Source organism: Kitasatospora sp. NPDC057500 (genome assembly GCF_042802195.1).
Classification (GTDB): domain Bacteria; phylum Actinomycetota; class Actinomycetes; order Streptomycetales; family Streptomycetaceae; genus Kitasatospora.
Map to the genome: position 1 here is coordinate 1 of NZ_JBHVER010000247.1, position 10,370 is coordinate 10,370.

The 10,370-nt window shown below is 70.1% G+C and carries 13 protein-coding genes; all 13 read left to right on the forward strand.

Features of this window, described 5'->3' with window-relative positions; genetic code table 11:
* Positions 1–95 precede the first annotated feature (95 nt).
* The 13 genes from map to glmM all read left to right on the forward strand — a co-directional run bounded on the left by map (position 96) and on the right by glmM (position 10,326).
* The gene (map, locus tag ACFU74_RS32890) at positions 96–935 is read left to right on the forward strand and encodes a type I methionyl aminopeptidase (RefSeq protein ID WP_380763493.1); all 840 of its coding nucleotides are present in this window, start codon (positions 96–98) and stop codon (positions 933–935) included.
* Between the two features lie 130 nt (positions 936–1,065).
* Positions 1,066–1,491, forward strand: coding sequence for a large conductance mechanosensitive channel protein MscL (gene mscL, locus ACFU74_RS32895; RefSeq protein WP_380763495.1), 426 nt, complete (start codon positions 1,066–1,068; stop codon positions 1,489–1,491).
* Between the two features lie 172 nt (positions 1,492–1,663).
* A complete protein-coding gene (infA, locus tag ACFU74_RS32900) occupies positions 1,664–1,885 on the forward strand; it encodes a translation initiation factor IF-1 (protein WP_003956442.1) in 222 nt (73 codons plus the stop codon).
* A 33-nt stretch (positions 1,886–1,918) separates the two neighbouring features.
* Complete coding sequence (gene rpmJ, locus ACFU74_RS32905) at positions 1,919–2,032, forward strand: 50S ribosomal protein L36 (RefSeq protein WP_003956441.1); 114 nt, start codon at positions 1,919–1,921, stop codon at positions 2,030–2,032.
* A gap of 171 nt (positions 2,033–2,203) precedes the next feature.
* On the forward strand, positions 2,204–2,584 hold the full coding sequence (gene rpsM / locus ACFU74_RS32910) for a 30S ribosomal protein S13 (protein WP_344338008.1): 381 nt from the start codon (positions 2,204–2,206) through the stop codon (positions 2,582–2,584).
* 72 nt (positions 2,585–2,656) lie between these two features.
* On the forward strand, positions 2,657–3,064 hold the full coding sequence (gene rpsK / locus ACFU74_RS32915; protein WP_014136257.1) for a 30S ribosomal protein S11: 408 nt from the start codon (positions 2,657–2,659) through the stop codon (positions 3,062–3,064).
* A 147-nt stretch (positions 3,065–3,211) separates the two neighbouring features.
* Entirely contained in the window at positions 3,212–4,234 is a 1,023-nt protein-coding gene (locus tag ACFU74_RS32920) for a DNA-directed RNA polymerase subunit alpha (RefSeq protein WP_030232516.1), read from the forward strand.
* 127 nt (positions 4,235–4,361) lie between these two features.
* Entirely contained in the window at positions 4,362–4,844 is a 483-nt protein-coding gene (rplQ, locus tag ACFU74_RS32925; RefSeq protein ID WP_376086143.1) for a 50S ribosomal protein L17, read from the forward strand.
* A gap of 80 nt (positions 4,845–4,924) precedes the next feature.
* Complete coding sequence (gene truA / locus ACFU74_RS32930; protein ID WP_380763497.1) at positions 4,925–5,827, forward strand: tRNA pseudouridine(38-40) synthase TruA; 903 nt, start codon at positions 4,925–4,927, stop codon at positions 5,825–5,827.
* A gap of 41 nt (positions 5,828–5,868) precedes the next feature.
* Positions 5,869–7,542, forward strand: a complete 1,674-nt coding sequence (locus ACFU74_RS32935) for an ABC-F family ATP-binding cassette domain-containing protein (protein WP_380763499.1) — start codon at positions 5,869–5,871, stop codon at positions 7,540–7,542.
* 255 nt (positions 7,543–7,797) lie between these two features.
* On the forward strand, positions 7,798–8,241 hold the full coding sequence (rplM, locus tag ACFU74_RS32940; RefSeq protein ID WP_030055846.1) for a 50S ribosomal protein L13: 444 nt from the start codon (positions 7,798–7,800) through the stop codon (positions 8,239–8,241).
* A gap of 46 nt (positions 8,242–8,287) precedes the next feature.
* A complete protein-coding gene (gene rpsI, locus ACFU74_RS32945) occupies positions 8,288–8,791 on the forward strand; it encodes a 30S ribosomal protein S9 (protein WP_030300426.1) in 504 nt (167 codons plus the stop codon).
* A gap of 170 nt (positions 8,792–8,961) precedes the next feature.
* Complete coding sequence (gene glmM / locus ACFU74_RS32950) at positions 8,962–10,326, forward strand: phosphoglucosamine mutase (protein WP_380763501.1); 1,365 nt, start codon at positions 8,962–8,964, stop codon at positions 10,324–10,326.
* The last annotated feature ends 44 nt before the right edge of the window (positions 10,327–10,370 follow it).

A 10,370-nucleotide genomic window follows, 5' to 3' on the forward strand; every position in this document is an offset into this window, starting at 1 on the left:
CTCCTGGGCAGCGCGGCCGTACGGCGTCGTACGGTGGAACGAGTGCACGGCCGCCCGGCAAGGACCGGGCGGGAATCCAAGGAAGGCGTGACCAGATGGTGGAGATCAAGACCCCCGAGCAGATCGCGAAGATGCGAGCGGCCGGGCTGGTCGTCGCCGAGGCGCTCAAGGCGTGCCGTGAGGCGGTCGCCCCGGGAATCACCACCCAGGAGCTCAACGACATCGCCGACAAGGTCATCACCGACCACGGCGCCACCTCCAACTTCCGGGCCCACCACGGCGGCCTCTGGTTCCCGGGGGTGATCTGCGCCTCGGTGAACAACGAGGTCGTGCACGGGATCCCCGGTGACCGGGTGCTCCAGGAGGGTGACCTCATCTCGATCGACTGCGGCGCGATCCTGGACGGCTGGCACGGCGACGCGGCGATCACCGTCGCGGTCGGCGAGGTCGCCCCCGAGGTGGAGATGCTCAGCCGGGTCACCGAGGGCTCGATGTGGGCCGGCATCGCCCAGATGAAGAAGGGCAACCGCCTGGTCGACGTCTCCAAGGCGATCGAGGGCTTCATCCGCCGCCAGCCGCTGCCCCCCAAGGGCAAGTGGGGCATCACCGAGGGCTACGGCGGCCACGGCATCGGCACCGCGATGCACATGGAGCCGCACGTGCTGAACTACGTCGAGCGCGGCCGGGGCAAGGGCCCCAAGCTGATCCCCGGCACCGTGCTGGCGATCGAGCCGATGGTCTCGCTCGGCACCCCGCACACCGCCGTGCTGGAGGACGACTGGACCGTCGTCACCAACGACGGCACCTGGGCCTCGCACTGGGAGCACTCGGTGGCCGTCACCGAGCAGGGCCCGGTCGTGCTGACCGCCTTCGACGGCGGCAAGGAGATGCTGGCCAGGCTGGGTGTGACGGCCGCGCCGGACCCGCTGGCGTAGTCCCGGGGAGCCGCCGGGGGCGGTCAACTTCCGTCGCTGACAAGGGATCAGGGCCCTGGAGGTTTGGACTTCCAGGGCTTTTGTCCTATTTTTATGCGCCGGTAGTGGCTTCGATCGGCAGGAGAGAGCAGTGCTCAAGGGATTCCGCGACTTCATGATGCGCGGCAACGTGATCGACATGGCGGTCGGCGTGGTGATCGGCTCCGCCTTCACCGCGGTGGTCACCGGATTCGTCGCCGCGTTCCTCACCCCGCTGGTGGGCGTGGTGGTCGGCGCCGCGGGCGACTTCGGCTCCTACAAGGCGACCGTCGCCGGCGTGACCTTCCCGTACGGGCAGTTCCTCAACGTGCTGATCGCGTTCCTGATGACCGCGGCCGTGCTCTACTTCTGCGTCGTCCTGCCGGTGACCAAGGCCACCGCCCGCTACATGCCGAAGAAGCCGAAGACCCCGAAGCGCCCCTGCCCGGAGTGCCTGACCGAGATCCCCGAGGCCGCCCGCCGCTGCTCGGCCTGCACCGCCCACGTCGAGCCGCTGGCCGCTCCGGCGGCCCGCTGATCGGGTACCCCCGTTTTGGAGCAGCCCGCGCGCTGGCGTAGGATGGACCGTCGGCTCACTCGTAGCGTGCTCCAGCACGCCCTCTTCCCCCTCGTCGGGGTCGGGGTGGACCCAGGTTCGCACGAGCGTTCCGCATACGGTAGCCGGTCCCGGAAGGTGGATCTCGCAGTTCATGGCTAAGAAGCAAGGCGCCATTGAGATCGAGGGCACCGTGATCGAGTCTCTTCCGAACGCGATGTTCAAGGTCGAGCTGCAGAACGGTCACAAGGTCCTCGCGCACATCAGTGGCAAGATGCGCATGCACTACATCCGCATCCTGCCGGACGACCGGGTCGTGGTGGAGCTCAGCCCCTACGACCTCACGCGCGGCCGGATCGTCTACCGCTACAAGTAAGAACGTCAGATCTAGACCCGGAGAACCTGAAGCATGAAGGTCAAGCCGAGCGTCAAGAAGATCTGCGACAAGTGCAAGGTGATCCGCCGTCACGGCCGGGTCATGGTGATCTGCGACAACCTGCGCCACAAGCAGCGCCAGGGCTGATCTCTCCCCAGCATTTCTCGTAGTACTTCGCGCGACGCGAAAACGTCATAAGCGGGCCACCCGATCCGTCCAGGACGGACTGCCGCCCCCGGTCAGAGGCCGGGGCTCCCTCACCGTGAGGTGTCGGAGTAGGTGGCACGCCAGACCTCTGAAGAACCACAGGAGCCTTGAATGGCACGCCTCGCCGGCGTTGATCTCCCCCGTGAGAAGCGGATCGAGATCGCCCTCACCTACGTGTACGGCATCGGCCGTACCCGCGCCCAGCAGACCCTCGCCGAGACCGGCGTCAACCCGGATGTCCGCGTTCGCGACATCGCCGAGGAAGACCTGGTCAAGCTGAGCCAGTACATCGACGCCAACTTCACGGTCGAGGGTGACCTCCGCCGCGAGGTGGCCGCCGACATCCGCCGCAAGGTCGAGATCGGCTGCTACGAGGGTCTGCGTCACCGCCGTGGCCTGCCGGTCCGCGGCCAGCGCACCCACACCAACGCGCGTACCCGCAAGGGCCCGCGTCGCGCGATCGCCGGTAAGAAGAAGCCGGGCAAGAAGTAGTCCGTCCCGTAACCGGACATCCCTCCGGCCCGCGGGTCAGCGGACCGACCACCTCAGTAGGAGAACAGACTTATGCCCCCCAAGGGTCGTCAGGCTGCCGGCGCGAAGAAGATCCGCCGCAAGGAAAAGAAGAACGTCGCTCACGGCCACGCGCACATCAAGAGCACGTTCAACAACACCATCGTTTCGATCACCGACCCGTCGGGCAACGTGATCTCCTGGGCCTCCGCCGGCCACGTCGGCTTCAAGGGCTCGCGCAAGTCCACCCCGTTCGCCGCGCAGATGGCCGCCGAGGCCGCTGCCCGTCGCGCGCAGGAGCACGGCATGCGCAAGGTCGACGTCTTCGTGAAGGGTCCGGGCTCCGGCCGCGAGACCGCGATCCGCTCGCTCCAGGCCACCGGCCTGGAGGTCGGCTCGATCCAGGACGTCACCCCCACCCCGCACAACGGCTGCCGTCCGCCGAAGCGCCGCCGCGTCTGACGCGGCGCCTTCGGGCACGCCGGCTTTTGCTTCAAACCTCGTACGGGGTCCCACGCGGTTGATTCATCTCAGCGCGCGGGACCCCGTACGCTGGTTCTGTTCGGCATCAAATAGTGGGTGCCGAAGATCTCTGGAGGATCAGAAAACATGCTTATCGCTCAGCGTCCGTCGCTGACCGAAGAGGTCGTCGACGAGTTCCGCTCGCGGTTCGTGATCGAGCCGCTGGAGCCGGGCTTCGGCTACACCCTCGGCAACTCCCTGCGTCGTACCCTCCTGTCGTCGATCCCGGGTGCCGCTGTCACCAGCATCCGCGTCGACGGCGTCCTGCACGAGTTCACCACCGTGCCGGGCGTCAAGGAGGACGTCACCGACCTCATCCTCAACATCAAGCAGCTGGTCGTCTCCTCGGAGCACGACGAGCCGGTCGTGATGTACCTGCGCAAGCAGGGCCCGGGTGTGGTCACCGCCGCCGACATCGCGCCGCCGGCCGGCGTCGAGGTGCACAACCCCGAGCTGGTCCTCGCCACCCTGAACGGCAAGGGCAAGCTGGAGATGGAGCTGACCGTCGAGCGCGGTCGCGGCTACGTCTCCGCCGTGCAGAACAAGGCCTCCGGCCAGGAGATCGGCCGCATCCCGGTCGACTCGATCTACAGCCCCGTGCTGAAGGTCACCTACAAGGTCGAGGCCACCCGTGTCGAGCAGCGGACCGACTTCGACAAGCTGATCGTCGACGTCGAGACCAAGCCCGCCATGCGTCCGCGCGACGCCATGGCCTCGGCCGGCAAGACCCTGGTGGAGCTGTTCGGCCTCGCCCGCGAGCTGAACATCGACGCCGAGGGCATCGACATGGGCCCGTCCCCGACGGACGCCGCCCTGGCCGCCGACCTGGCGCTGCCGATCGAGGAGCTGGAGCTCACCGTCCGCTCCTACAACTGCCTCAAGCGCGAGGGCATCCACACCGTGGGTGAGCTCGTCGCCCGCTCCGAGGCCGACCTGCTCGACATCCGCAACTTCGGCGCGAAGTCGATCGACGAGGTCAAGGCGAAGCTGGCCGGCATGGGCCTGGCCCTCAAGGACAGCCCGCCCGGGTTCGACCCGACCGCCGCCGCCGACGCCTTCGGCGCCGACGACCTGGACGACGCGGGTTACGCGGAGACCGAGCAGTACTGAGAGACTTGACCGCGGGGGCGGTTCCCCGGAACCGCCCCCGTCGTCGTGAAAGCCGTGCGGGCACAGTGCCCGTACGCCCGCTGCGGTACCTGGTACGGCCGCAGTCGGAGATTCGAGGAGTAATTCCATGCCGCGTCCCACCAAGGGTGCCCGCCTCGGCGGCGGCCCGCACCACGAGCCCCTGCTGCTCGCCGGTCTGGCCCGTGAGCTGTTCCAGTACGGCCGCATCACCACCACCGAGGCCAAGGCCCGCCGCCTGCGCCCGCTGGCGGAGAAGCTGATCACCAAGGCGAAGAAGGGCGACATCCACAACCGTCGCCTGGTGCGCAAGACCATCACCGACATCTCGGTGCTGCACACCCTCTTCACCGAGATCGCGCCGCGCTACGAGAACCGCCCGGGTGGCTACACCCGCATCACCAAGATCGGTCCCCGTCGTGGCGACAACGCCCCGATGGCCGTGATCGAGCTGGTCGAGGCGCTGACCGTCGCGCAGACCGCCGTCGGCGAGGCCGAGGCCGCCACCAAGCGTGCCGTCAAGGAGGCCGACGCCAAGGTCGAGGCCACCGAGGCCAAGGCCGACGAGGCCGAGGCCGCCGAGCAGGCCTGACACCACTAGGTGTGTCGCGGGCCCGCTTCCCCATCCGTGGGGGAGCGGGCCCGTTCCTCATGTCCAGGGAGTGAAGAGCAGTGGTCAACGATTGCGCCGAGCGGCCGCCGGTCAAGGACGGCCCGGCCGACGGGTACGTCCGGATCCGCCTCGACCTCGCCTACCACGGCGCCGACTTCTCGGGCTGGGCCCGGCAGAAGGGCGGCCGGCGGACGGTCCAGGAGGAGATCGAGACCGCCCTCCAGGTCGTCACCCGCAGCTCCGAGCTCTTCCCGCTCACCGTGGCCGGCCGCACCGACGCCGGTGTGCACGCCCGCGGCCAGGTCGCCCACGTCGACCTGCCGGCCGGGCTGTGGGCCCAGCACGGCGAGAAGCTGCTGCGCCGGCTCGCCGGGCGGCTGCCGGGCGACGTCCGGATCTACCGGGCGGCCGAGGCCCCGGCCGGCTTCGACGCCCGCTTCTCGGCGGTCTGGCGCCGGTACGCCTACCGGGTCGCCGACCACCCCGGCGGCGTCGACCCGCTGCTGCGCGGCCACGTGCTCTGGCACGACCGGCCGCTCGACCTGGAGAGGATGAACGCCGCCGCGCGGCTGCTGCTCGGCGAGCACGACTTCGCCGCGTACTGCAAGAAGCGCGAGGGCGCCACCACCATCCGCACCCTGCTGGAGCTGCGCTGGGACCGGGTCCCGGTCGACGCCTACGCCGCCCAGGAGGGCTCGCTCGCGGTCGCCACCGTCCGGGCCGACGCCTTCTGCCACAACATGGTGCGGGCGCTGGTCGGCGCGATGCTGCTGGTCGGCGACGGCCACCGGCCGGTGGAGTTCCCCGGCGAGGTGCTGGCCGGCGGCGTGCGCAACTCGGCCGTCAACGTGATCCGGCCGTACGGGCTGACCCTGGAGGAGGTCGGCTACCCGCCGGACGACCGGCTCGCCGAGCGCAACCGGGCCGCCCGCCGGATGCGCACCCTGCCGGGCGCCGGTTAATCGGTTTTGGTCCGGGGCGCTCGCTTGGGACAATCGGGCGCATGGGACACGTCGAGATTTCGCACCTGGAGTACTACCTGCCGGACGGGCGGGTGCTGTTCGACGACGCGTCCTTCCGGGTGGGGGAGGGCGCGGCGGTGGCACTGGTCGGTGCCAACGGCGCGGGCAAGACCACCCTGCTGCGGATGATCGCGGGCGACCTCCAGCCGCACGGCGGCTCGGTGACGATCAGCGGCGGCCTCGGCGTGATGCGCCAGTTCGTCGGCACCACCGGCCGCGAGGAGCAGCGCCGGGCCGACGACGAGGGCGGCCCCGGTGCGCTGCCCGCCGACGCCTCGGTCCGCGACCTGCTGGTCTCCGTCGCCCCCGAGCGGATCGCCGGGGCCGCCCGCGCGGTCGACGCCGCCGAGCTGGCGATGATCGCCCAGGACGACGAGAAGACGCAGATGGCCTACGCCCAGGCGCTCTCCGACTGGGCCGACGTCGGCGGCTACGACTACGAGACCGACTGGGACGTCTGCACCACGGCCGCCCTCGGCGTGCCCTTCGACAAGGCCCAGTGGCGCGGTCTGAACACCCTCTCCGGCGGCGAGCAGAAGCGGCTGGTGCTGGAGGCGCTGCTGCGCGGCCCCGAGGAGGTGCTGCTCCTCGACGAGCCGGACAACTACCTGGACGTCCCCGGCAAGCGCTGGCTGGAGGAGGCCATCAAGGCCACCCCGAAGACCGTGCTGTTCATCTCGCACGACCGCGAGCTGCTCTCCCGCACCGCCGAGAAGATCATCAGCGTCGAGTCCGGCGCGGCCGGCTCCAGCGTCTGGGTGCACGGCGGCGGCTTCGACTCCTTCCACGAGGCCCGCAAGGCCCGCTTCGAGCGGTTCGAGGAGCTGCGCCGGCGCTGGGACGAGGAGCACGCCAAGCTCAAGAAGCTGGTCGTCACCCTGCGCCAGGCCGCCTCGGTCAGCCACGACATGGCCTCCCGCTACTCGGCCGCGCAGACCAGGCTGAAGAAGTTCGAGGACGCCGGCCCGCCGGAGGCGCCGCCGCGCGAGCAGAGCATCACCATGCGGCTCAAGGGCGGGCGCACCGGCGTGCGCGCCTTCACCATGGAGCGGCTGGAGCTCACCGGCCTGATGCAGCCCTTCGACCTGGAGGTCTTCTACGGCGAGCGGATCGGCGTGCTGGGTGCCAACGGCGCCGGCAAGTCGCACCTGCTGCGGCTGCTCGCGGGCGACGACACGGTGGCGCACACCGGTTCCTGGAAGCTCGGCGCCCGCGTGGTGCCCGGCCACTTCCGGCAGACCCACGCCCACCCCGAGCTGCTCGGCCGCACGGTCCGCTCGATCGTCGAGGAGGAGCACGCGCTCAGCCGCGGGGCCGCGATGGGTGCGCTGCGCCGCTACGAGCTGGACCGGCAGGAGGAGCAGAAGTTCGAGTCGCTCTCCGGCGGTCAGCAGGCCCGGCTGATGATCCTCAAGCTGGAGCTGTCCGGCGTCACCGCGCTGCTGCTCGACGAGCCGACCGACAACCTGGACCTGGAGAGCGCCGAGGCGCTGCAGGCCGGTCTGGAGGCGTTCGACGGCACGGTGATGTGCGTCACCCACGACCGCTGGTTCGCCCGGACCTTCGACCGCTTCCTGGTGTTCGGCGCCGACGGCCGGGTCTACGAGTCGTCCGAGCCGGTCTGGGACGTCACCCGGGTCGAACGGGATCGGTGAGCGGTCCGGCCGACGAGCGCCCGTTCGGTGAGCGGCCGGTCGACGAGCGGTTTTGACCCTCCCCTCGCCTCCCGGTAACCTGGGCGCTTGATGTGCGTATTGGCCCGCTCTATCTCACGTGAGAGGTCGGTGCGCCGGAGACACCAGGTCGACGACCAGCGGCTCCCCCTTGAATTGCGTCCAAGGCGGCCAGGCTGATCCCTCCTCCAGGTGCTCCTGTCAGGACTCACTCACTGAAAAGCGAAGGCTACGACCGTGCGTACGTACAGCCCCAAGCCCGGCGACGTCCAGCGTCAGTGGCACGTCATCGACGCGACCGACGTCGTGCTCGGCCGCCTGGCCTCCCAGGCCGCCAACCTCCTCCGGGGCAAGCACAAGGCGATCTACGCGCCGCACGTTGACACCGGTGACTTCGTCATCATCATCAACGCGGACAAGGTGCACCTGTCGGGTAACAAGAAGACCCAGAAGCTGGCGTACCGCCACAGCGGCTTCCCGGGCGGTCTCCGCTCGGTCCGCTACGACGACCTCCTGGCCAACAACCCGGAGAAGGCCGTCGAGAAGGCCATCAAGGGCATGATCCCCAAGAACAGCCTGGGCCGCCAGATGCTCTCCAAGCTGAAGGTCTACTCGGGCGACCAGCACCCGCACGCCGCCCAGCAGCCGGTGCCGTTCGAGATCACCCAGGTCGCGCAGTAATTCCGGCCACCAAGCCCCCCATCACTGAAAAGAGCTGAGGAACACCGTGGCCGAGACCACCGAAACCCTTGAGGTCGACTTCGACGAGACCGTCGTCGAGGGCGAGTACACCTCCGAGGAGAGCTACACCTCCGAGTCCCTGGCCGGCCGCTTCGGCGAGGCCGTCCCCGGCGCCGGCCTCGGCCGTCGCAAGGAGGCGATCGCCCGCGTGCGCATCGTCCCGGGCACCGGGCAGTGGAAGATCAACGGTCGCACCCTGGAGAACTACTTCCCCAACAAGGTGCACCAGCAGACCGTGAACGAGCCCTTCAAGCTCCTTGAGCTGGACGGCCGTTACGACGTCGTCGCCCGCATCACCGGCGGCGGCGTGTCCGGCCAGGCCTACGCGCTGCGCCTCGGCGTGGCCCGTGCCCTGAACGAGGCCGACGTGGACAACAACCGCGGCGCCCTCAAGAAGGCCGGCTTCCTGACCCGTGACGCCCGCGCCGTCGAGCGCAAGAAGGCCGGTCTGAAGAAGGCCCGCAAGGCGCCGCAGTACAGCAAGCGCTAATTGCGCCCCCGGGGGTGCGTACCGCCCTGGTGGTGCACGCCCCCGGATGCGCTCTGCACGCCCCGGAGTACCCCGTGTACTCCGGGGCGTCGTGTTCCCCGGCCATTGTGCGGAGCCCGGGGATTCGATCGGATTCACTGCAAGGCATTGCGGCGATGGAGGACGGGACAGTGGGACGACTCTTCGGTACGGACGGCGTGCGCGGTGTGGCCAACGAGGGACTGACGGCGGAGCTGGCGCTCGGCCTCTCGGTCGCGGCGGCGCACGTGCTCGGTGAGGCGGGGGCCTTCGACGGCCACCGGCCGGTCGCGGTGGTCGGCCGCGATCCGCGCGCCTCGGGCGAGTTCCTGGAGGCCGCGGTCATCGCCGGGCTGGCCAGCGCGGGTGTCGACGTCCTGCGGGTCGGTGTGCTGCCCACCCCTGCGGTGGCCTATCTCACCGGCGCGCTCGGCGCCGACTTCGGCGTGATGCTCTCCGCCAGCCACAACGCGATGCCGGACAACGGCATCAAGTTCCTCGCCCGCGGCGGCCACAAGCTGGACGACCGGATCGAGGACGCCATCGAGGCGCACTACGCCAAGCACGCGGCGGGCGGCGAGAACTGGAACCGCCCGACCGGCGCGGCCGTCGGCCGGGTCCGCGAGTACACCGAGGGCTTCGACAAGTACGTCGCCCACCTGATCGGCGTGCTGCCCAACCGCCTGGACGGCATCCGGGTCGTCATCGACGGCGCGCACGGCGCGGCCGCGTACGTCGCCCCCGAGGCCTTCGCCCGGGCCGGCGCCGAGGTCGTGCACACCCTGGGCGCCGAGCCCACCGGCCTCAACATCAACGACGGCGTCGGCTCCACCCACCTGGACCGGCTGCGCGCCGCCATGCGCGAGCACGAGGCCGACCTGGGCATCGCCCTGGACGGCGACGCCGACCGCTGCCTGGCCGCCGACGCGGACGGCAACGAGGTCGACGGCGACCAGATCATCGCGGTCCTGGCCGTCGCCATGAAGGAGGCCGGCACGCTGCGCCGCAACACCGTGGTCGCCACCGTGATGTCCAATCTGGGCTTCAAGCTGGCGATGGAGCGCGAGGGCGTCGAGCTGGTCGAGACGGCCGTGGGCGACCGGTACGTGCTGGAGGCGATGAAGGAGCAGGGCTTCGCGCTGGGCGGCGAGCAGTCCGGCCACGTCATCCTGCTGGACCACGCGACCACCGGCGACGGCACGCTGACCGGTCTGATGCTGGGGGCCCGGCTGGCGGCGACCAAGCAGCCGCTGGCCGACCTGGCCGCCGTGATGACCCGGCTGCCGCAGGTGCTGATCAACGTCAAGGGCGTCGACAAGAGCCGGGTGCGCACCAGTGAGGAGCTGACCGCCGCGGTCGCCGCGGCCGAGGCCGAGCTGGGCGCCACCGGGCGGGTGCTGCTGCGCCCGTCGGGCACCGAGCCGCTGGTCCGGGTGATGGTCGAGGCGGCCGACGAGGCGCAGGCGCAGTCCGTCGCGGAGAAGCTGGCCGAGGCGGTCCGCACCCACCTGGGCTGACCCGTCCTGGGAACGACGGAAGGGCCCCTGCCGCACGGCAGGGG

Excerpts from the sequence above, each read along its gene's own strand:
- ACFU74_RS32920 (WP_030232516.1), top strand. The coding sequence starts at position 3,212 with ATGCTTATCGCTCAGCGTCCGTCGCTGACCGAAGAGGTCGTCGACGAG.
- infA (WP_003956442.1), top strand. The coding sequence starts at position 1,664 with ATGGCTAAGAAGCAAGGCGCCATTGAGATCGAGGGCACCGTGATCGAG.
- rpsM (WP_344338008.1), top strand. The coding sequence starts at position 2,204 with ATGGCACGCCTCGCCGGCGTTGATCTCCCCCGTGAGAAGCGGATCGAG.
- map (WP_380763493.1), top strand. The coding sequence starts at position 96 with ATGGTGGAGATCAAGACCCCCGAGCAGATCGCGAAGATGCGAGCGGCC.
- rplQ (WP_376086143.1), top strand. The coding sequence starts at position 4,362 with ATGCCGCGTCCCACCAAGGGTGCCCGCCTCGGCGGCGGCCCGCACCAC.
- rpsK (WP_014136257.1), top strand. The coding sequence starts at position 2,657 with ATGCCCCCCAAGGGTCGTCAGGCTGCCGGCGCGAAGAAGATCCGCCGC.
- rpmJ (WP_003956441.1), top strand. The coding sequence starts at position 1,919 with ATGAAGGTCAAGCCGAGCGTCAAGAAGATCTGCGACAAGTGCAAGGTG.
- ACFU74_RS32935 (WP_380763499.1), top strand. The coding sequence starts at position 5,869 with ATGGGACACGTCGAGATTTCGCACCTGGAGTACTACCTGCCGGACGGG.